Raw genomic sequence first — 22273 nt, 5'->3', positions numbered from 1 at the left:
CCATGAGCAGTGAAGAACCTGCTTGTGCAGGTTCAGATCTGCTTGATAAGGAGGCAACTATGTTTGCATCTCAAATCAAGACAATTGATAAAAACACTCCCTTGACCAAATTGGTCAACAAAAAAATATACAGTATTCAGCCAGGGGCCGTTATTGCAAAAACCGTCATGTACGATGGCCAAGGCAATATCGTGACTTCAACAGATACCATTGAATTGAATGCTTATATCGCTTCGATGAACTTACCAGAACTATACCTTTCACTTCTTAATGAGGATGAATTAAAAGTAGTTGGTAAACTCATGACGGAAGCTGAATATCTGGTCGATAGCTATGGTAATCGCTATTTTTGGTCATTCATCTGGAAGCAGTACCTTGTTCCAATTATCTTTTCAGACACCAAAGATAATATCTATTTCACTGATGTTAATCAGTTGATTCAATTACTTGGTCAGCAATTGTCAATTGAAGAAGCGGTCAAAAAAGGCTTTTTAACAACCGTTAAAGCTACGCCAAAATTTGAACTGCAACTAATCGAGACACTAACTGAATCAACCAAGTTAAGCGAGGTAACAAAATGAACATTGATGATCTAGATTTTAGTATTAACTCGTTTGTTAAGCATCCATATCGCTACCGTTTGCCCAAATTGGAAAATCGCGGTAAGCATATTGATATAGATAGCCTTGCAGCTAAATTGAACACACAATACGGCAAGCTAAAGAATGGTTTACCTAACGATAAGTTTGACCACATTAAAGGAAACTACGCTTTTTTAGATGGCCTCGTATCATTATCTTTACCAGATTTTGATGCAACGCTTATCTTCTTTAGTCATGACAAGTCATATGGCGTGCAAATCAAGCTAAAAGGAGAAATCGGTATTATCAGCGAATACGATAATTTCGCTACTGTCCAGAGTAATGCTGTTGCAGCTAAATATCATCTAGTGATGGATGGCGGAAAATATCAAGATGACTTTAACGATCTTCTTTTAACAACAAGAGATAGTTTTGAGTGTCCTGAACTAATCTTTTATCAAAATGACGTTTGCCACTGTGCTTTAACTGGCTGTGAGCAGCATTACCTAAATTTTTACGACGAATATGTAGAATTTTTAGCTTTTGCATACTTATCAAACTTGAAAGTTTAGAGGTTTATATGAATAGCTTAAATTTTTCTGATAAAGCTCTGGCTCTATCAAATGAGAATGTGATTATTGATGATCGCGTGCAAACGCTGCTCAATTCAGTCACATATAACACACTGCACAACTACGGTGATTGTAATTCGTTGTTTGTGGGTGAATTATTCGATCTATGTACAGAACTGTCAGTTGATAAACTCTACGTTGATCAAGGGTTTTTCACTCTTGATGAACTCAACTTTGTCAATGACCATCGTCTGATGAATATGAATATACTCATTGTTTAGCTTCATTAATGAGTAACTTATTAGCGTTGATACTCCCTGATTGGGGAGTATCACGTTTGCTATTATATTTTTTCATACCAAATTGGTTATAGTGCATTAGACATTAACTAAACCAAAATCAGAACGTTTTAATCCTGTTAGATGACTTTTCTCCTCATTTCACCTGCCATAATTTACTTATTCAATCGTAAACGCGATCCTCTTGGCCTTGCCAACGGTCAATGTTTACACACTGTTGTGACTGCAGCTAACTGTCATCAGGACTAAATATCCTGCCAACCGTCGCATTGCGACACAAACCTCCGTCGGAGCAGAAGAAATTCTTCCCGATTGGGAGGAAGAAGCTTCTTATCTGACGTACTTTATCAAATAAGAAGGTAAATATTATGCGTAATTTAAAAGTAAACTCAGGTCGTCTATCTGGTCAAATCCTTGATATTCAACACTTTGAAGGTTTTGCTTCGATTGATTTACTCAATCGTGTTTATTACACACAAAACAATGAACTTAAATGTATTGAAAGTTCATTAACGCTCTACGTTCCAAACACGAATCCTCGCTTTTCTATGTTAAAAGCTGGTGATTTTGTTATTGCTCGTACTTATTTTGATGCTTTTGACGCGCAAGGTAACAACAATAGTCAGTTTAAAGTTCACTACCACTATGTGTATGAATTTGAGACGTATATTGATGCCAATACCTACGCAAATTTAGCAAATGATGGTGCGTCGATGATTACTGCCAATAATTATTTACTCGGTGGTAATGTCGGTAATGTAGAGACAAAACAAACAGCGAATAATGTCTTTAGTAATATCTCTATTGCATTAAACCGCTCGTTTAAAGATGAAAACGGAAACTGGCAAGATGCGCCTACGGTTTGGACTCGTTTAGTTGTCAACGGCAACATGATGAAGACCTTACCACAAAAAGGTGATTTGCTATTAGTTGACTCTGAAGTGCGAACTTCTCAGTACCAAGATCAGCACGGTAACCAAGTTGTTACTAATGATTTTCGACTAAATCGCGTTATTCATCACATTCCCAAAGCCGAACTCGATGCAATTAAATCTGCACGAACGCAACAGTCAGCTCCAACGCAACAGCAAGCCCCTGCAATGCAACCGCCTGTGAATCAACAAGCAATGCATCAGCAAGCTCCTGTTCAAACACCACCTGCAATGCACCAACCTGTTAATCAGGCTCCAATGCAACAGCAAGGCAATGCTCAACCTGCAGCTCAAGCAAATGGTTTTAATCAAGGTCAATTTCGTCAGTAGAGGTAACAGTTATGCGTCGTCATAATTCGTCAACCGCTACCGATAAAAGAAGGCGCTCATTGCGCCTTCTTCGATCTGCAAAGCGCAGTGGCGATTGGCGGTTAAAACAAAAAGCAAAGCGTATAGCCGACTTAGTTGAATATGACTATTTCGACAACGCTTAGTCCTTCCTAAACACAAACAGCTAATTCTAGTTGTCCGTTTATAAATAACCAAAAGTTATCAAAGTCAGCCTTTAGGCTCTTTGAGAACGATTGGTTCACGTTATTTAATAGGTAAATACTATGTCTGATTTAAATACGAATACTACTACAGTAGAGCAAGAAAATGCGGTTATTGATTATTCAGAAACTAAAACTGTCATGCTGCGTGATGTGTTTAAAGGGTTTATCTCACCAAAAAATGGTATGCAGGTAACTATCCCAAAACATACGCATCCTGACGTTCCACGCGTTAATCCAAACTACATGCCTGATAAAGACACGTTAGTTTCCGTTATTAAGTGGTTCTTTAGTCCTGAACGACCAATTTTTCTCCATTCCTGCGGACCTTCTGGTTCTGGTAAAACAGAATTCTGGTTATGGTTTGCAGCTAAGACTAATTGGCCTGTTGAGTTTGTCTCTTGTAATCCAACCATGCGTCCAGAAAAGATGCAAGGTCGTTGGATTCTCAAGGATGGTCAAACTTCGTTTGTTCATGGTCCTGTTTCTAAAGCCATGTCTCAAGGTAAATTGTTGATTTTAGATGAGGCGGATACGTCATCGCAAGATTTTATTGCGAAGATGCACCTGCCATCAGAAATGAACAAACCTTGGATGCTTGAGGACACAGGAGAGCTGATTTATCCCAATCCAAACTATCGCTTTGTAACCACTGGCAACACGCCTGGTTGTGGTGATATTTCTGGACTTTATCCAGCTTGTAAGCGTTGGTCTACGGCTTTTCGTAATCGTGCAGGTGTGTTGTGGTTTGATTACCTTTCACCAGCCGATGAAACAAAAGCAATTTACACTCGCTACCCTAAATTAAAAGCAAATAAGCACTCGGTAAAACTTATCGTGAAATTTGCCAACATGATGCGAGATGCCATGCTTGGCCAATCTCGTCGAGCGGAAGAAAAGTCGTCGATTACCGTCGCGTTCTCTACTCGATTATTGATGAGTTGGATGTACTACTTGAGCATTGGTGGCAAAGCTAAACCAAGAGAGTCATTAGAAATGATTTTCTTATCTGGTTGTGAGCCAAAATTGCGAGATGACATTTTGATGACAGCTGATCAAGCTTTCAATTTGCCTGCTGGCCATTTTCTCGATAATGAGTGGGGCTGGTATGACGATTTGAAAAATGCAGCTAAACAAAATGTGCAATCAACAACTGACCCAGTTGATCCCGTCGATGATGAAGATTTAGAGAGCTTACAGTTCAACTTACTTCGTTGCCAAGATAACGGATCTGACAAAATTTGGGCAGGTGTGGTTCGCGGTACAACTTGTTTCACTATCTATGGTGCAACAGGTGCAGCTAAATACCGAATGCATAAGAAAGAGTTTAATAGTGAAAGCGAAGCGAATAACTATTTAAATTCGAAAGAACGTGAAAAGTTAAACAAAGGTTATCACGCAACGGGTGCGACTAAATCGTACACTGTAGCTGAACTTATCATTTAATTTTTACTTCAATAACTACCCACTGGGGATTTACTCCCAGTCGGGAGTAAATCTCAGTAATTTAACTAATTCAATAGGTTAATTATTATGACTGAGATCAATAATACTGATATCAATGCAATTGTTCATGATCAGACTGAAAGTATCAATCAAACAAATCGTCAATCTCTACAGGATGGTTTGGTTCTTGTTGATGTGAAGGTAACTGGCATTTCAGGCGAGCGAGTTTTACGCGATGCTAAAAATGTCGTTGATGGACATGAGTTATCAGAAAACAGAACACGCAAAGGAAAAGTGGTTTGGTTCCCGCAAGAAATGCTTGGTTTTTATGGTGTTTTTGCGAAGCGTGCCAACCGTCTAATCGAGTCCTACGGTGTCAAATACGGACGATTAATAGCTATTCCAGTACCGATGCTTTCCGAAGTAATCGCAAAACTAGAGGAGCAAAAGTCCGAGTTTTACCAAGTTGTTGATGATTTAGAGCAAAACTATGACTCGATTATGAATGACTACAAAGCTGAAAATCCTGATCTTGTCACTGAGATAGATAAGTACACGCTTGGAAAAGAGGACTTTATCTCACGTTTTACTTACTCCATTTTGCCATCTATAGCGTTAAAGCCATATTTGGAAAATGATGCAGAAAGCACGATCAGTATTCTCCAAGATAATCTCTTAGAAGTGATTATCAAGCGTTCAAAAAGTACCATGAAAGGCATCATTGGTAAGAACGTCTTGAGAAAAAATACAATTTCCAACTTCATTCGTGATGTTAGAGATTATGCCTACAACTTGTCTTTGGACAATGAAATGTTGGATAGATTGGTCGAGGAAATCGACGATGAAATTGAGAAGATTGGTGGCGTTGTTTGCTATAAAGGCCATCAAATTAGTGATTTCTATGCTTTACTCGAAAATCTGACAGACATTGATAAATTACGCAACGGCATCGCTGTTGAACATGTTGCACCTGTTGACGAGCCTATCGTTGAAATGGATTCATTAGAAAATGAACCACTACCGACAACGACTACGTCATCATCAGCACAGAACATTCCAGAAGTAACGTCGAATGACGACGAGATGGACTGGAGTAAAGAGCAAGATTGGTAATTATTAATGCCTAACTTCCTTCCAAAAAAATGGGTGGCTCTCTGAGCTGCCTTTTTTTATACCTATCATACAGAGGTCAATATCATGAACTATCGAGCACTTGAAACGATTCGTACAATCATGAACATCCATCATGCCCATAAAGACTGTAAGATCTTTTTTCACAATGGTCCATGTGCGACAGATGGTACAAATCTTTGGTTAAATGCCGGGCAACCTGATGACGAGGTGTGGGCAAGTTTAATCGAAGCAAAAGTGACGCACGAAATTGGTGGTCACCAAAAACATACCAACTTCTCTACAGACGTTATGAACTTTCTGAAGAAGGCTACACCGCTGGAAAAAGCTCTCTCAAATATCATTGAGGACTGCTTTATTGAGTCAGAGGTCATTAGAGAATATGGTGGTACATATCATACCTTTTTGGAAATGACTGAAAACTTGTTTAAAGAAGGTTACTTTGTTTCAGCCAAGCGTGATCATGCCGATCCAAGCCTGCTACAAGCATTTTTGCTTTACACGGGTCGCGGAAAAGCGATTGCTGGACAGCTTTGGTTAATCGATGAAGGTCATCGTGCGAAACAGTTACTTGTTGAGAACGGTTATCCAGAGTCGGTCTTGGACGAAGTAGAGGAGCGCATGGAAACATGGGGCGACTTAGGTAGTACAGAAAATAACATCGCAGAAACCTTGCGAGTTATTGAAATTCTTAACCAATTAGCTGATGAAGATGAGCAATCTGATGAACAGAGTCAAGATAAATCCCCTTCTGGCGAAACAGGTGATCAGCAATCAGAATCAAATGGAACTGGAGATGATAGTCAAAATCAAGATCAGAATAATGATCAAGGTGAAGACGATGCATCTGCAAGCTCTGATGACGATAGCAACCAATCATCTACTTGCAAAAAAGGCTTATCTAAGGATGAGTTGCACCAAATGGGACAGGATTTTACTGACTTACATGATGTAATGAACGAAGCCATAGATGCGCAAGCAAGTGAAGATGTCAGTGATGAAACACTCAAACAATATAATAAGCCAGGCGCATCTCAATCTGAGATAAATCGTCATATGGATTATGTTTGGCACAGTGTTATTGACTCTGAAAGTGAAGCTCTTGCTCGACCAGTCGCGGCTCAAATTGAATCTGCGATGTGGTCGAAGGAAATGGTTTCTCGCAACTATGATGACAGTGGTTCTGATTTTGATGCAGATCTTCTGGCTGGCGTCGTTGCTGGTAACAATAATATTTTCTACCAAGAAAATGAGGTTGAAACCAGTAAAAGTGCGATTTTGCTATTGGTTGACCGTTCAGGTTCTATGGGATTTGATGATATGCATACAGCTAATGTCGCATCTGTGGCAATTGCTAAAGCATTAGAATCACTAAATATTCCATACAGTTTGTGTTACTTCGACACCGTTTTTGAAGTGCATAGCGCATTTGAAAACAGAATCACTGAAATGTCATTCAGTGTTGATAGTCGCGGTGGGACGGATACAGGTTCAGCTTTAGAAAAAGCGAGTTTTGAGTTTGAAAAACTAACTGAAGACATTCCGCGCAAGCAGATCCTCGTCATTACTGATATGGAGTGTGATGAGCGTGATGTGGAAGCCGCTTCGTATTACTTGAATCGTCTAAATATTGATGTTGCATCAATTCAATTAGATTGTGGAAAGGATAAAGGATTAGAGAACTTCGTCGTGCTTAATGACATTGAGCAACTACCAGATCTGATGTTTGATATTGTCAAAAATCGACTGTTGGAAAGTATCTCTATTTAAATCGAGCATTGTGTTCGTAAGTACAGTTACTTTGTTCTTACGAACAACCTTCGAGGGTAAATTTGCCCTCAAGGGCTCCCTCTTTTTATACATTGAGAGGCATCATGGATTTTAGAGAAACAGTACAAGAAGTTCAAAATTTGGTGAGTCGTCATGGTGGTTGGGATCGTGTATTTTCAGCGTATCCAGACCTCGACCAAGCGCGTCATAAGTGTCATGGTGGCCAGTCAAAAGCCGTACCATGCCCTTTTTCAAAACAAGGTAAAACTGTATTTCGGTTTTACAAAGATTGGGAGCAGAATGGTGGCGGTTATCATAACCAATTTGGTCGTCTAGGCGATGGAATTGACATGGTAGCACTACTTGAAAACTGTTCAAAAGGCAAAGCGATATCAGTGATATTGGAGATACTTGGCGAGGAGCGTTCAGCACTTCGAGGTCATCAACAATCTCATTATACAGCTGCCCCTAAAAAATCATGGGAGGAGATAAATAAAGCGCAATTGGAGAAAAATCGTTGGATAATCAGCCAAGTTGAACAAGGTTGTATTTATGCCAAAGACTCTCAAGTAGCACTGAATTATCTCAATAGTCGCGGTTTGACAGACTATGCACCGGAAACTGTTGGCTTTAATCCATCATTGTTTATGTACGACAAAGAGGGCAATAAAGTAAATCTGCCGGGACTGGTCTTCTATATTGTGAATCCTGATTTAAAAGCAATATCAATGCACCGTATTTTTCTTGAATCAGATGGCTCAGACAAAGCCAAGTGTTTAGAGAACGCTAAGATGCAGTGCAGTCCTGTTGCTGAAAGCAAAGGTGCGAGCATCCATTTAGGTGAACCCACAATCTGCTATGACCAATTTGGTCATAAACGAGTGGTACTAGCAGTATGCGAAGGACCTGAGACTGGACTTGCTATCCAAAATATCGAAGGTATCGGCGTTTGGTGTGGCATTAGCAGTACAATCATGGAAAAGATGTATGTACCTGAGATTGTGACAGATTTACTTATCTTTGCTGATAAAGATCGAGTTAATCAAGCAAATGGCCAGCGTGAAGGGACTAGAGCAGCTAAAGCTCTTGCTGATAGAATTGCCACTAGTCATCCATTTACGCGAGTTAGCATTTTTACGCCACCGACTGATATTAATGAAGGTAGTAAAAGCCAAGATTGGTTAGACGAATTAAACCAATTTGGTAACGCTCACTTTCCGCAATATTTGGTCGAAAACAACTTATCTACGCAATAAGTAACCTTATGTGCTCCTGCAAAGGAGCCATAAACTCAAATAGAATCTCTTTTTCGCTTCACTCTTACTCTATTTTTACTGCCACAACTATCCGAACACCATTTCCCTTGAGGCCTTCCTATAAATAACTTCTGACAATTATCCAATTGACAAATTTTGACTTTATCAAGTGCATTTAACTCTAACAGTTTTACAAATTCATTTATAGCATAAATATCGGGAGAGGTTAGTTGATCAAGTTGCGCTATATATATAACTCTTGAGTCATTATTCTGAATCATTAGATCATCTGATAATAAGGCTTTTGAATAGTGTATTTTAACTAACTTATTATTTATTTCATTAATGTCTGCATCAGAAAGTCCATTGTTGATGTAGTTAACAATACGTTCTCTAAGTATATTGAGCATCTCTATATTCTGATATTCATCATTAATAGCATCAATAATCTCTTGAGTATTGAATACATCAGCTGTTAACTCCCCTTTTCTCATTGAAAAGTGTTTATTTGGTTTTTGAAACGGGTTTTTCATAAAAATCCCCCCTATAAAACGTAACGGTTTATATTATAAAATACCGTAACATTAATATACTTTATGGTAAGAATCAATGAAAAGAAAATCATTAGCTATTGAGAAACCAAATCTTTTAAATCAATGGCATATTGAGAAGAATGGCTCACTTACCCCAGACTCAATATCTGCAGGATCAGAAAAAAAAGTCTGGTGGCAATGCTCAAAAGATAGTGAGCATATTTGGCAAGCATCCGTTGTAAGCCGGTTTAAGGGTTCTGGTTGCCCATTTTGTTCAGGTAGACGTGCAACTAAATATAACAATTTATCAGTCACACATCCGAGTTTAGCTAAACAATGGGATACAAAATTAAATAATAACGTCAACATTACAGATATTAAGGCTGGTTCAGATATTAGAGGTTGGTGGAGATGTGATAAGGGAATTGATCATATCTGGATTGCTAGAGTTTCTGATCGAGTAAGATCACCAAAATGTCCAATTTGTTCTGGTACACTAATTGTAAAGTCTACAAGTTTACTCTATACACACCCTGAGATAGCGAAATTCTGGGCTAATGAAAACTCCCCGATTAATCCATGTGATGTCAGTAGTACTTCAAACAAAATATTTTTATGGAAGTGTCAAAAGAACCAAGCTCATACATGGTCAAGATCAATAAAAAGTATGGTGAAGAATCAAAAATGCCTGATTTGTAATAGTGTAGGTGCTTTATTTCCCACCTTATTAAAAGAGTGGCATCCATCCAAAAATAATAACCTAACATTATTTGACTTATCACCCGGTTCAGGGAAGAAAGTATGGTGGAAGTGTCCAAAAGGCAATGATCATGAGTGGTTAGGCAGCATCAAGGGCAGAACTAAAGGCGGTGGTTGCCCTATTTGTTCTAATCAATTATTGGTTCGCTCAAATAGCTTAGGCTCTACGAACCCAAAACTATCAAAACAGTGGCATCCAACTAAAAATGATGACTTAACACCATTTGATGTTTTTCCAAGCTCATCAAAAAAAGTTTGGTGGTTGTGTGATAAGAATAGTACTCATGAATGGGAAGCTAAGATAAATAATAGAGCTAATAATAAAGGATGTCCTATTTGTGTTAACCAGATATTGATAAAAGAAAACTCTTTAGGCTCAGTTTCCCAAAAATTATCAGAACAATGGCATCCAACAAAAAATGGTGATTTAACACCCTATGATGTTGCACCATTTAGTAAGAAAAAAGTATGGTGGAAGTGTCCAAGAGGTAATGATCATGAATGGCAAGCTACAGTCAACCATCGAAACAGAGGAACTGGATGCCCAAAGTGTAACCCAGTATGGTCAATACCTGAATTGCGATTGTTCACAGAATTAAGTCTTATATTTAATAAAGTTGAACATAGGGCTTTGCTTTTTGGTCAAGAAATAGATATTTATATACATGATATAAATGTCGGCATAGAGTATGACGGTTTTTATTGGCATAAAGATAAAAAGTCGAGAGACATAAATAAAAATGAAATATTATTGGGCAAATTAACATTAATTCGTCTTCGGGAAGATGGTCTTCCAGCTTTGGGTGGTTTATGTCTTAATGTGCCTAAAAAAAACTTTGCTCCTATACATATACACTTAATGTTAAATTTAATGAAAAGTAATGATTTAATACCACCGAACTTAATTCATTCCATCAATCAGTACCTTGAAAACAATAGTTGGCAAGCAAATACCGAATTCAATCGACAATATGCAGAAAGAAAAATCATTGATTATGATAAGTCTTTAGCTAATTTATATCCCCAATTAGCTAAACAATGGCATAAAGTTAAAAATAACAATCTATACCCTGAACAATTTACGCCTGGTTCTGGCATAAAAGTATGGTGGACAGGAAATTGTGGGCATGAATGGAAAGATTCAATTATTCATAGAACAAGTAGAGGTAGTGACTGCCCTAAGTGCCGATATATAAAATCAAGTAATACGCAGAAAAAGAAGGTAATAAATCAAAATCAACTCCTTTTATTTTCAGATTAACTGAATTTATACCTGCCGAATTCATCTTTGATGGGTGTTTTTGATAATTAACAAAAATATCTTACTACCCTCATTTTGGCATGTTAGCAGAGGTTTGGTAACTGCAGAATAAGCTTAATTGGGTGTCTACTTTTAGTGCTGAGGAACATTATCATTTATTCAACTGGTTTGCGACACGACCGTTTTCCTCTTTATCCAAAGGTATGTTTAATGGCTTATCATTATGAATTATGTTCTCTCATTAGTGGGAGCCATATTCTCCTCATTAATCAATACAAAAACCCTTTCTATTTAAAAATTCTCGGATCAAATGTAAAAGTAAGTTTTTTAGAATTTTTAAATATTGATTTCATTTTAGGATGGTGAGGGTTTATGACGTAATTATTATCTCTAGGCGATATGATTGAGGGGACTTGTAAAGCGGCAAATGGAGAATCGGGGATGTTTAAAAATTCATCACCAATGAATTGCGTATCTTCGCTCACAGGAATTGCACGCCACGATTTAGGTAGGTCATCAAGATCTAACTTAACAATTAATTCTTCAGGCACATCAATTTGATATAAATCATATTGATCTATTATAGTCGGATCATTATTAACATGGACGAACACTTCAAGCGCACACAACGATTCAGATTCAGCAAAATATAATGCTTCAGTACCTTTTGAGTTCCATCTACCACCATATAACTTTGCACCGATAGGACTAAATGGCGAGTCAGCAAACTTTTTCTGTGTCAATCGATACAACTTCACTATGAAAACACTCCATGCTCAACTCGCCCGATTAAATCTTTCACTATCTCAAAATCTACTGTGGTTGAAACCATATCTAAAGGTCTTTTACCTCCTAGACCGTAAACACTCTCGCGCATCCATTCAAGCGCACGTTTTTCATCATTAAAAAGTTCAGTAGCAAGCTTTATCAACATGGCTAATCGATAAATAGCATCACTTTCTTGCGTTGTGAAACGTTCGTCATTTTTTAATCTGCGCTTAATAGTACTCACAGGAATATGAGTTACATGATGAAATTCAATTTGTGATAGTTGTGTTCTCTTTATAATGTTTTTATATACTTTAGGTTTAAAGCCTTGATGTACGGCATCCGTTCTTGCATCTTCAATGCCAAGTGCAAACCAGAAGTTATTCTTTGGTCCACATTTAGGTTTAAATGTTTGGATTGTTGTCGCAACCATAACAGCCTCACTAATTTAACGGCTCATTTTATCCTACCAATATAGACCATTTGAACCTAATTTTCAATTTTATCTGGTTAACCAGTAAAAATATCGTCTTACTAGTGTCAATTGGTCCTGTTAGCACAGGTTTGGCATCTTCAGCCTATCTAAAATTAAGTAAACCACTTAAATTAAGGATAGACCGCCATGCAGCTCAAACCTCTTATTTTTCTAATTTCGACACTAACGGTATCAACTACATCATTTGCGCATGAAATGACGCAACAGCAATTTGATAAAATGCTAAATGAAGCGTTAGCTAATGATCCAACCATCTTGATGAAGGGAATTAAAACCGTTCAGATCTATGCCAATGAGCAAAAGCGACAGCAAGAAGCTGCCAAGATTGCTCATTTGCAGGATGAGTTGTATCACGGTAAAAACACACCGGTTCACAATCGACTGGGTGAAGTCTCATTGGTGGAATTTTTTGATTATCGCTGCGGTGCATGTAAAGCGAATATGAAAACGATGAAAACAATCATTCAGGACTATCCTAATGTTCGAGTAGTCTTCAAAGATGTTTCTATTTTAGGTCCAGAGTCAGAAAAATTGGCTAAAGTCGCCTTGGCTGTAAATCAAATTGATTCAACAAAATACCCTGCATTCCATACAGAGCTTATGTCCATGAGTGCGCCATCACTGGAAAAATCCTACAAGTTAGCTAAACTTTTAGACATTGATACACAACAACTCATCGATGTTTCAAACTCTAAACAAATCGCAGATCAACTTGCTGCAAATAATCGTTTATTTGCAGAGCTTGGCCTACGAGGAACACCAACCATGTTTGTTGAGGATACGAAATTTGGTGGCGTGACAGGAATTACAGAGTTACGCCCAGTAATAAACAGCTATATGAAAAACTGAGGTTAGTTCTGGTTCGACGGAGTTATGAGCTGGCGTTAAAACCTCAACAGCTTTCCATATGGAAGTGGGAGTTTTATTATTTTTTGAGTAGGTTTTCTCAACTACCGTCGCCCGATGTACTCGACTTTTTCTTGCCAACTACCCTCGGCACGATAAAAGAAAGTGCCTTGAATAAGCCTCAATCATGACTTGGGGCTTTTTTTCGCACAGGCAAACTTCACTGTATATCCAACCATATAAACAAGTCTATAAGATGCTGCATGATAGTGGACAAATGCGAGTTTTGTTACTACATTGAATGTATGCACAAGCAACCAGTTTTCTAAAATCTAAGCTTTTCTTCTAATGATTCATTTCATTTTTTGATCTTGCCTTAGTTGGGTGTCGTTCTCATTAACTACGATCAGTCCTTGACTGCCACATTGGTTTTTTAAACCTGAAACCATTGTCTGAGTATTGTTCAACACACTCTAATGAGTGTTCAAAGTAGCACTTATTAGAGTGTGTTGGGCGATACACTATTTCATCGGGCGATGGAATAATCATCTTAGGAAGATGATTATTGAATAGCGAAGTGAGTTAGGAACTTACTTCGCTATTTTTTTTAAAAACGAATGATCTAGTCCTGTTAGCAGCCTTATGTTCCCCCACAGTCGTTTAAAATGGAAGTAAGAGGTAAGCAGAAGGAGTTATAAAAATGACTCAATTTATCATTGCTGTTGCAATCATTGTACTAATTCAACTCGCCATAGCTCGCAGCAAAATCAGAAGTGCTATCTATTTTACGACTGGCTGTATTGGCGCACCTACCCATGAATTTGCACATTACTTAGCGTGCAAACTAGTTGGGTTTCCCGTTGTGCAAGTTAAGCTATTCCAGATGCCAACACCAACCGATGCACGGCTTGGTTACGTCGAATTCGTTCCCACGCGAGGATTTGGTTCTGGTGTTAAATCTATCTTGGTTGCCATTGCACCACTCCCCTTCGGCATTTTACTACTTTATGCAGCGAGCCAAGTCACCGAGTACTCTCTTTTGATTGATGTGCTTTATCAAGCCAACTCGGTCACTGAATATTACTATGCAATTAATCTTTGGATGAGTCAGGTGGATACACTCTTTCTTTTGGGTCTATACATGCTCGCCTCAATTACTCTATACATGTTGCCAAGTGTCGCAGATATCCAAATTGCAGTAAGAGGCGTATTTGATTTTGTTATTATCGGCGCCATCATAATCACTGTATTTTCAATATCTTACAGCCAGATATTTTTAAACCTTAATCATCTATTGCTCTTTTCAAGTCAATTCATGTTCTTAGGAGCCGTATTATCTCTGCCTATCTTGCTCATTGCGCTCATCACCAAAAATTGAAAAAGATACTAATATTTTTTTTGGATGATGGTGAGAAGTACACCATAAGAGGACAGAAACGGACAAATTAGGACGTATTATGATGATTAAACATTTTATGATTGCGACGGCCATTGCGAGCCTTGTTGGTTGTTCTGCTAAAACAGCTCAAGAAGCACACCATGAGCAGGTAGAAAAGAAAAATGAGCAGGTTGCACAATTAATTGATAACAACATCTCAGAAATTCCGACTTGGTACATGCAAGTACCAGAAGGCAATGAAAAAGGTTTTTATGGTACAGGCACAGGATTAAGTTCATCTATTTACTCAGCTCGGAATAAAGCCTGGTCTAGAGCCACAGGCAACATTGCCAATGCGTATAAAACAGAAGTTGCCAAGCTCAACAAAGATTATGTATCGAGCACCACATCAAATATTACCGATGGCGACTTAACACAAGAAGACAGTGAAACCACTATCAATGCCTTCTCCAACGAGAATCTTGGTCACCTTCGCATTGTTGATTACAAGATTTTACGTGAAGGGACACAATACCGTGTTTACCTACTCGCTTATGGTAGTCATCAAGAGTTCGATCCAAATGAGTTGCTGCACAATGTACGTCAAAATTCAGCCAACGCTCATGTTGAGTTAATGGATCGCGTCGATAAAAACACGGCCAAAGAGTAATGATCGGGGGATATCGTGGTCGATTTATACCTTTATTTTCAGCTGTTAAATGCTACCGTAACCTGAACAACAATAGTTTCTCGGTAGTAGCAACAACTGGCATATATAAAGGTAAAGTGATCGGCCACTTTTCAACTGTTTCTCTTGTTCAAGATGGCGAGACTCCCATGTTTAAGGTATCCAAAGCAGGACTTTCGCGCTGTCGAGATACTGGCAATAGGTCAGTCCATGCTTATGTGCTCGGCATCATTACAGCCGTTAATGCAACTGAGCCTCCGCCTTTTAAGGCAAGTGTTGAGTTTAGCTATAACCCTTTTCGTGAGGGAAAATTTGTTAATTCAACGACTAGATTACCTGTTGTTGAAGGCAATGCAGTGTACCTTTCTTTGAAGTTAAACTTGATAGGAGAATTAGTCAATGAATGCGATAAATCACCAGCTAACAACGGGAGCCGCTTATGCGATAGCGTACAATAGTGGCTTACCTTTATTCTCTTTTATGAGTCTTCCAGAAGGCATCACTTTAGCTATGGTTGGTGCATTATTGCCGGACATAGATTGTCGCACTTCGCGCATTGGTAGGCTTGTTCCTTTCCTCTCTATTCCAATTCAAAATCTGCTCGGTCATCGCGGCGCATTTCACTCGTTATTAGCAGCTGCGTTGCTTCTCTATTCCACCGTTGAAATCATCGGTGAGAACTGGGCATACAGTCTCACATTTGGTTATGTCATGCATCTTATCGGTGACAGTTGCACCAAAGCTGGCGTTAATTACTTCTGGCCACTAACCACTCGCTACCGTTTTCCTATTTTGATTGCACGTAATCCAACGTTTGAGTACATCACCAGTATGTCAATGCTAGTGATAGCCTATATCAGTTTTCTTTAACTAAAATAGTTTATCCCAATGAGTAATTGCTAAATAAAGCAGAATAAGCCAACCCCAATATAGCTAAAATTATTTCTACATAAGTGTATTTACTCATAAAACCTCTAAACCTCATTCATTATTAACTACAACTACCATTCTTATATTACAGCTTTATGACAAGTCATAAACAACATTAGTTTTCATTATTAATAACTGAGTTTGTTTTTTTAGTTGGTATAGTGGCGGAAATTTTTCCTCAGGTTTAATATGAATCAGTATATTTCAGCGATAAAACGTGTTTTTTCAACGCTTCCGAAAGTTGAGCAAATACTACATGGATTAACTGTACTTTGGGTTTTAATCCAAATTCTTTCGTCAGGATTAATGCATATAAATCATCACGCTATTTGGGCAGATATCTCTACATTAAGTCTCATACATATATACAGTGGTATACTTTTATTGCCTATTTGCTTGCTATTTGTTTTTATTATCATCAAACGTCGAACATGCAAAGATCTTTATCCTTGGGGATTCAAATACTTTTATCAATTAAAAGTTGATTTACTTATTCTCAAGCAATGCAAGTTACCCCAGCCTTCTCCAAGTGGTTTAGCTGCAACAGTTGAAGGTTTCGGATTATTAGCTTTGCTATCATCCTTGTTGACCGGTGTTGCTTGGTTTGTTGCTATAAAAGCTGGGCTTGATGCATCTTTTTTTCTTACTATTCATAAAACTACGGTTGGCTTAATTGAAACTTATTTCTATGCTCATGGTCTGATGGGGGTATTACATATACTCGTAGAGACAAGAAGGTATAAAAAGTCATCTATGCTATAAATATACGTCTTTTAGTAATAAACATATTCCATTAGATTCATTAAAAGTATTTTCATTATATTGTCAATACGTACTTATTTTACAAAAAGGTAAAGAGGAACATTATGACCGAATTAGTTTCAGTAGTTATCCCTGCAAAGAATGAGCAAGGAAATATTGGTCAACTGATAACAGAAATCCATCAAGCACTTAACCTTTCAACTAACTTTGAAATTGTGATTACGGATGATGGAAGTACTGATAATACAGTCACTGAAGCCCTTTCAACTGCAAAAGCATTAAATTGCTCACTTCAAATCATTAAACATCAATATAGTTGCGGTCAAAGTACGGCTGTTCACTCTGCAGTTAAAAATGCCAAGGGTTCAGTTATTGTCACATTGGATGCCGATGGCCAAAATAATCCAGCAGATATTCCAGAAATGTTGGAATTAACTGAATGTATTACCAATCATCATTACTGTATAGCAGGTTATCGCAATAAACGTAAAGATACTCAATGGATACGATTTCAATCAAAAGTTGCGAATAAAATTAGACAAAGCTTGCTAAATGATGGTGTTCCCGACTCTGGATGTGGTCTTAAAATCTTTCCTAGAGATACCTTTTTAGCGCTGCCTTACTTTGACCATATGCATCGTTTCCTTCCGGCCTTAATTAAGCGTATAGGAGGGGAAATTAATATATTCCCAGTTGATCATCGAGATAGAATGGAAGGGACGTCCAATTATACAGCATGGAATCGTGTGTGGGTGGGAATTGTTGATATTATCGGAGTGATGTGGCTAGTTAAAAGAGCGAAGAAACCTACGTATACCATTGAGCATGTTGAATAATTAGTTATGAATAAATGGTTAAAATCAATAATGATATTTCTAATTATCATTGGTTTATATTTTTTATCAAAAAATGCCTTTTTACAACATTTGCTTAATAACCAGTGGCTTTATCATTATGTAAGTAGTCATGGTACGACAGGTCATATTATCTTGTTCTTATTTGCAATGCTATTAGTCGGGGTTGGAGGGCCTAAGCAAATTATTGCGTTTTCCTATGGTTTTATTTATGGCTTGAGAGAAGGGGTATTATTGACAATGGCAATCTATATGCTTGTGGCTGTACTAACCTATAGCTTTTCATCGTTCTCTTTACAGTCATATTTCAGCCATCATTCGTCAAAAAAAATACAGAAGTTCAAACAGTTTATAGGGGATAAAGCATTTATCAAGGTGTTGATATTACGAATTTTCCCCATTGGAAGTAATTTGGCTACAAACCTTTTTGCTGGAAGTTTAGGTATTCCTTTTCTCTCTTTTATTAGTGCCAGCTTTATTGGGTATATCCCCCAAGTTATCATATTTTGTTTAGCTGGAACGGGAGTTAGTGATACGAATCACTTACAGTTAAGTATCAGTCTTGGACTTTTCTTTATTAGTCTTGTACTCACTGCTTATCTTTATAAGCACCATGTGAAATCGATGATAGTGATGGATAATCAGTAACAATTCGAACTATAGTTTACTTTATCAATATGAGTAATTCTTTGGAGTAAAGAACATTGAATCAAATTCAACATCGAAAGCCCCTTATAGTGACGCTATTCTTCGCGCTAGTCATAATATTTATTGGTATTTCTATTCGCCCCCTACTACCAATTGATGAAACTCGTTATGTATCTGTCGCTTGGGAAATGTGGATGAATAATAATTGGTTAGTCCCACATATTAATGGCGCAACATATGCACACAAACCCCCAATGATGTTTTGGTTAATTAATATCACATGGGGGATTTTTGGTGTTTCAGAGTTAGCAACACGACTTATTGTTCCTTTTTTATCACTAATCAATTTCGTGTTAATTTATCATTTAGCAAAAAAAGTATACCCAAAGAATGATGGGGTATCATATAGTCCATTACTTCTACTCGGTTTTTCTGGCTGGTTACTTTATAGTTCACTGACAATGTTTGATTTACTATTAACTGTGGCAGTGCTAAGTTATCTATTATCTAGCTATCAATTTGCATTAACGTATAAATCAAAATATGTTTATATTTCCGGTATTGCGCTAGGTATAGGGCTATTAACTAAAGGCCCTGCTGTCTTTATTTATACACTTCCTTTATTTTTAACCTATCCATTTTGGTCTCATACTGAAATGATAAACAATAAAACATGGTTTAAAAAAGGATTTATCTCAATTGGTCTTGCGGTAGTTATCCTATTGCTTTGGGTAGTACCAGCCGTGATTGTGGGAGGTGCAGAGTATCGAAATGAATTACTTTGGGGGCAAACAGCAGGAAGAATGGTTCATTCTTTTGCACATGCTCGTCCAATCTACTGGTATCTTCAAGTTTTACCTGTATTAACTCTACCTTGGATTGTTTTACGGGGATTTTGGCAAAGAAATACTTGGCGATTAATATCATTAGGTGATCGTTATACGCTCATCGGTTTCGCCTCAACATTTGTTCTTTTCAGTTTAGTGAGTGGAAAACAGATACACTACCTATTTCCAACGTTTCCAATGTTAGCCATCTATATCTCTTCAAAATTAAATCTACAATATAAATTTGTTAGAGAGTATGGGCTAATTGCCTTATTGCTAAGTTTATCTATAGCAATGCTATCTAGCCGATTTTGGGTTCATTATGTATTTACAACGGTTAGTGATGTCCATGTTTATGAAATTTTGTTTATTGTCCCTTTGATATTCTGTTGGTTACTGTATAAAGGTGAGAAACTTGGAAAATATTACTTATCCATACTCTTTCTATCCTTACCTTTATCAATCATGGCAACCTTAGCTACCACAAGCCCAATGTTATACAGCGCTTATGATACTAAGCCAATGTCAATGGCTGTTAAAGCTGAACAAGATAAAGGAACGGAGGTAGCGTATTTGGGAGACTATCCTGATACCTATCAGTTTAATGGTAGATTAACTCACCCTTTAACGTTAATTAAGGGACAAGACACAATGACGTGGCTAGCAGAACACCCTGATGCAGTAATTGTTTATACAGTTAAACATAAAGAAAAAATAGAAAATAAGGCTATATTCATTCATACGTTTCGTAATCGCTATCAAGCCTTAATTAAGGCTTCAACATTATATGATTATCTAAAGGAAAGTGATTAAGTTAAAAACTAAATTACTAACTTTTTGCTTAATGATGTCGTGGACGAGTAGATTCGTCCATAACTCAGAATATCCTTACATTTTGATTGACCCTTAATATATTGGATACCTAACACACTTTTGTCCAAAAATGAGTTACAACACAAGAAATCCTATCTAAATTTTGCATAGCACTCATTATACGAATTGAGAAAGGTCGATCATTGCGACCTTTTATATATAATGCTACGATAGTGTCATTACATATGTATATACAGGTGGGTTATATGGCTACAGTTAATGTGCGTGTTGATGATGATCTCAAAGCTGAATCATTTAAGGCTTTAGAAGAACTTGGTGTATCACCGTCAGAACTTTTACGACAAACGTTAGAATATGTTGCAACAAATAAACGACTTCCTTTTAAAACATTACTAGTTACTGATGAAGATGCAGATTTAATTGATCTAGTTAATAAACGATTACAGTCACCCAAGCCAGTAAAGGTTTCTTTAGATGACCTATGAGTTAGAGTTTGATAATAGAGCTTTAAAAGAATGGGGGAAGCTAGATTCTGAAGTTAAGAAGCAGTTCAAAAAAAGTTATCGAAGGTTTTAATTTCACCTAAAATTGAAGCTAATAAACTTCGTGAATTGCCATCATGTTATAAAATTAAACTAAGAAAATCTGGCCATAGGTTAATCTATCAAGTTCAAGATGAACGAGTCGTTATTTTTGTCGTGGCTGTAGGAAAAAGAGATAAATCTAAAGCTTATAAAAATACATCAAATAGAGTTTAAAAACCGCATTAACAGCTTTTTATTGAAGTACATCAAACAAGCTTCTGCGTTAACTAGTTATTTCCTTCCTAAATGGCAGCCCATACCTTCTCCACACCACCACCGATAGAACTTCTTCCTAAACAGGGCTAGGCTTTCTTTTCCTCCGTTGGCTCGATGATCCCGCAATGCGCTTGAATCGAAAAGGCAGGGCAAATTTGACCGCCTTAGGAGCAACCTCATCGATTATTAGCCATAAGGTATATTAATTAAACCTGTGATGATTGGTAAACAAGAAGAGTGTCAGCATGATTATCTATTTTAAGACTTTTTATTTGCCTCACCTTTTCATAGAGTCAACTACAATCAATATATGCAAAATAATTTAATTAATTTCTTGAACTACTCTATAGAAAAAAGAAGCTGAATTATCAGCTTTTTTTGTTCACATCCATGTAACAACTCTCAACTCAAAATTTGTTAAATGAATTTTAATGTTTGTTATAATTCAATTTGCTCGAAAAAATGTGGTAGTGATAATTCAGTTTTGTTGCTGACAACCCAAGAATAAACATGCAAGTTCTCATTTGTTAGTGCTTTAATTCGATGATCGGTTTCAATATTATTTTTACGTGTTTGCTCCCAAATTTTCGAAACCCTTCTATGAAATGTTAATAATACTCTATCATTCTCAGAATCAAAGACCAATGTTCTGACAAAATTACCAACAGCCTGTTTCTTGAAGCTCTCTTCATTTTTAGGGTAAAAAAAGTATTTCATGTATTCTCCTAAACTATAACTCCCAGTTAAGTAATCACTAAAAATATCAAACTCGATGAATCACTCTTAAACCTTCGTTATGCGTATCACCTTTCTCTGATTTCAACAATATAATCAGGTGCATCTTCCCACCTAATTGTTTTCAATGATCCAGTACAACCACTACGTGTCGTCCTATAACTTGTAATACCAGTAACCTTTTTATCTGTAAACCAAATAATTTTATGATCGTTATATCCAAAACCAGCTCCAGAGACACAGTATTGCCAAGCTTCTTTTTGCTGTTCAAATTGTCGATCATAAGGAAGCCCTAAAATATCTATTACTTTCTCTTTTGAGTCTCCAGCATTAATTAATATCGTTTTATTATCTAGAGTCCCGCATCCACTTAGGACAACAGATATTAAAAGGAGCAACAGGAGTTTTTTCATTAGTTTCTACCTCACATATCGATATACTATACTGATTAAAACAATCTAACACGTTTTTGTCCATATTCGAGTTAGGAAGTAAGTAAACTGCCCAACTCATTCCTGCCCCTTTCTGTATTTAGACTGATTATTGTCTCATTTCAACAAGCCGTAATTTGACCAAGTTTTTCTCATGTATGTAAAGTGTTCAAAGAATCGAGGGA

At 37.2% G+C, this 22273-nt stretch carries 23 protein-coding genes and 1 pseudogene; 19 read left to right on the top strand and 5 right to left on the bottom strand.

The window, feature by feature from the left end:
- Positions 1–2 precede the first annotated feature (2 nt).
- From L0B53_RS19255 to L0B53_RS19220, 8 genes are all read left to right on the top strand, one after another.
- Positions 3–581 (top strand): hypothetical protein, encoded by a 579-nt coding sequence (locus L0B53_RS19255; RefSeq protein WP_235062388.1) that lies wholly within the window; start codon positions 3–5, stop codon positions 579–581.
- Positions 578–1153: a hypothetical protein gene (locus tag L0B53_RS19250; RefSeq protein WP_235062387.1), complete on the top strand. Its 576-nt coding sequence runs from the start codon at positions 578–580 to the stop codon at positions 1151–1153. The genes L0B53_RS19255 and L0B53_RS19250 overlap by 4 nt, the downstream gene beginning before the upstream one ends.
- Before the next feature lie 8 nt (positions 1154–1161).
- Complete coding sequence (locus tag L0B53_RS19245; protein WP_235062386.1) at positions 1162–1434, top strand: hypothetical protein; 273 nt, start codon at positions 1162–1164, stop codon at positions 1432–1434.
- Between the two features lie 386 nt (positions 1435–1820).
- Positions 1821–2714 (top strand): single-stranded DNA-binding protein, encoded by an 894-nt coding sequence (locus L0B53_RS19240; protein WP_235062385.1) that lies wholly within the window; start codon positions 1821–1823, stop codon positions 2712–2714.
- Positions 2715–2998: 284 nt separating this feature from the next.
- Positions 2999–4381, top strand: a complete 1383-nt coding sequence (locus L0B53_RS19235; protein ID WP_235062384.1) for an AAA family ATPase — start codon at positions 2999–3001, stop codon at positions 4379–4381.
- Positions 4382–4468: 87 nt separating this feature from the next.
- Positions 4469–5494, top strand: a complete 1026-nt coding sequence (locus L0B53_RS19230; RefSeq protein ID WP_235062383.1) for a DUF3150 domain-containing protein — start codon at positions 4469–4471, stop codon at positions 5492–5494.
- An 84-nt stretch (positions 5495–5578) separates the two neighbouring features.
- Positions 5579–7282, top strand: coding sequence for a vWA domain-containing protein (locus tag L0B53_RS19225; protein WP_235062382.1), 1704 nt, complete (start codon positions 5579–5581; stop codon positions 7280–7282).
- A gap of 104 nt (positions 7283–7386) precedes the next feature.
- Complete coding sequence (locus tag L0B53_RS19220) at positions 7387–8538, top strand: toprim domain-containing protein (RefSeq protein ID WP_235062381.1); 1152 nt, start codon at positions 7387–7389, stop codon at positions 8536–8538.
- 35 nt (positions 8539–8573) lie between these two features.
- Here L0B53_RS19220 and L0B53_RS19215 read toward each other — a convergent pair whose 3' ends face one another.
- Positions 8574–9071 (bottom strand): CGNR zinc finger domain-containing protein, encoded by a 498-nt coding sequence (locus L0B53_RS19215; RefSeq protein ID WP_235062380.1) that lies wholly within the window; start codon positions 9069–9071, stop codon positions 8574–8576.
- A gap of 76 nt (positions 9072–9147) precedes the next feature.
- On the opposite strand from L0B53_RS19215, the gene L0B53_RS19210 reads away from it, so the two are divergent.
- The gene (locus L0B53_RS19210) at positions 9148–11091 is read left to right on the top strand and encodes a zinc-ribbon domain-containing protein (RefSeq protein WP_235062379.1); all 1944 of its coding nucleotides are present in this window, start codon (positions 9148–9150) and stop codon (positions 11089–11091) included.
- 287 nt (positions 11092–11378) lie between these two features.
- On the opposite strand, the gene L0B53_RS19205 is transcribed toward L0B53_RS19210, so the two are convergent.
- Together L0B53_RS19205 and L0B53_RS19200 are read right to left on the bottom strand one after the other, a co-directional pair.
- Complete coding sequence (locus L0B53_RS19205; protein ID WP_235062378.1) at positions 11379–11849, bottom strand: RES family NAD+ phosphorylase; 471 nt, start codon at positions 11847–11849, stop codon at positions 11379–11381.
- A complete protein-coding gene (locus L0B53_RS19200) occupies positions 11849–12292 on the bottom strand; it encodes an antitoxin Xre/MbcA/ParS toxin-binding domain-containing protein (RefSeq protein ID WP_235062377.1) in 444 nt (147 codons plus the stop codon). The genes L0B53_RS19205 and L0B53_RS19200 overlap by 1 nt, the downstream gene beginning before the upstream one ends.
- 189 nt (positions 12293–12481) lie before the next feature.
- Between L0B53_RS19200 and L0B53_RS19195 the strand changes: the two genes are divergently transcribed.
- From L0B53_RS19195 to L0B53_RS19150, 10 genes and pseudogenes are all read left to right on the top strand, one after another.
- Positions 12482–13204 (top strand): DsbA family protein, encoded by a 723-nt coding sequence (locus L0B53_RS19195; protein ID WP_235062376.1) that lies wholly within the window; start codon positions 12482–12484, stop codon positions 13202–13204.
- A 697-nt stretch (positions 13205–13901) separates the two neighbouring features.
- Positions 13902–14579 carry a hypothetical protein gene (locus tag L0B53_RS19190; RefSeq protein WP_235062375.1) on the top strand — a complete coding sequence of 226 codons (678 nt, stop codon included), beginning with the start codon at positions 13902–13904 and terminating at the stop codon, positions 14577–14579.
- Positions 14580–14658: 79 nt separating this feature from the next.
- Complete coding sequence (locus L0B53_RS19185; RefSeq protein ID WP_235062374.1) at positions 14659–15249, top strand: hypothetical protein; 591 nt, start codon at positions 14659–14661, stop codon at positions 15247–15249.
- A gap of 417 nt (positions 15250–15666) precedes the next feature.
- The gene (locus L0B53_RS19180; RefSeq protein WP_235062373.1) at positions 15667–16137 is read left to right on the top strand and encodes a metal-dependent hydrolase; all 471 of its coding nucleotides are present in this window, start codon (positions 15667–15669) and stop codon (positions 16135–16137) included.
- A gap of 249 nt (positions 16138–16386) precedes the next feature.
- Complete coding sequence (locus L0B53_RS19175) at positions 16387–16959, top strand: cytochrome b/b6 domain-containing protein (RefSeq protein WP_235062372.1); 573 nt, start codon at positions 16387–16389, stop codon at positions 16957–16959.
- A 104-nt stretch (positions 16960–17063) separates the two neighbouring features.
- Positions 17064–17795 carry a glycosyltransferase family 2 protein gene (locus L0B53_RS19170; RefSeq protein ID WP_235059179.1) on the top strand — a complete coding sequence of 244 codons (732 nt, stop codon included), beginning with the start codon at positions 17064–17066 and terminating at the stop codon, positions 17793–17795.
- A 6-nt stretch (positions 17796–17801) separates the two neighbouring features.
- Positions 17802–18461 carry a TVP38/TMEM64 family protein gene (locus L0B53_RS19165; protein WP_235062371.1) on the top strand — a complete coding sequence of 220 codons (660 nt, stop codon included), beginning with the start codon at positions 17802–17804 and terminating at the stop codon, positions 18459–18461.
- 194 nt (positions 18462–18655) lie between these two features.
- Positions 18656–20101: a glycosyltransferase family 39 protein gene (locus tag L0B53_RS19160; protein WP_235062370.1), complete on the top strand. Its 1446-nt coding sequence runs from the start codon at positions 18656–18658 to the stop codon at positions 20099–20101.
- A gap of 266 nt (positions 20102–20367) precedes the next feature.
- Complete coding sequence (locus L0B53_RS19155; RefSeq protein ID WP_235062369.1) at positions 20368–20607, top strand: type II toxin-antitoxin system RelB/DinJ family antitoxin; 240 nt, start codon at positions 20368–20370, stop codon at positions 20605–20607.
- A pseudogene (locus L0B53_RS19150) lies at positions 20597–20880 on the top strand (type II toxin-antitoxin system RelE family toxin). The gene L0B53_RS19155 and the pseudogene L0B53_RS19150 overlap by 11 nt, the downstream one beginning before the upstream one ends.
- A gap of 480 nt (positions 20881–21360) precedes the next feature.
- On the opposite strand, the gene L0B53_RS19145 reads toward L0B53_RS19150, so the two are convergent.
- Both L0B53_RS19145 and L0B53_RS19140 read right to left on the bottom strand, forming a co-directional pair.
- Complete coding sequence (locus L0B53_RS19145; protein WP_235062368.1) at positions 21361–21639, bottom strand: hypothetical protein; 279 nt, start codon at positions 21637–21639, stop codon at positions 21361–21363.
- A gap of 86 nt (positions 21640–21725) precedes the next feature.
- Entirely contained in the window at positions 21726–22070 is a 345-nt protein-coding gene (locus L0B53_RS19140; RefSeq protein WP_235062367.1) for a hypothetical protein, read from the bottom strand.
- Positions 22071–22273: the final 203 nt, after the last annotated feature.

Origin of the sequence: Vibrio sp. SS-MA-C1-2 (assembly GCF_021513135.1) — a bacterium.
GTDB lineage: Bacteria > Pseudomonadota > Gammaproteobacteria > Enterobacterales > Vibrionaceae.
The sequence above is the reverse complement of the archived record's forward strand: the minus strand, read 5'-3'. Positions and strand labels throughout refer to the sequence as shown.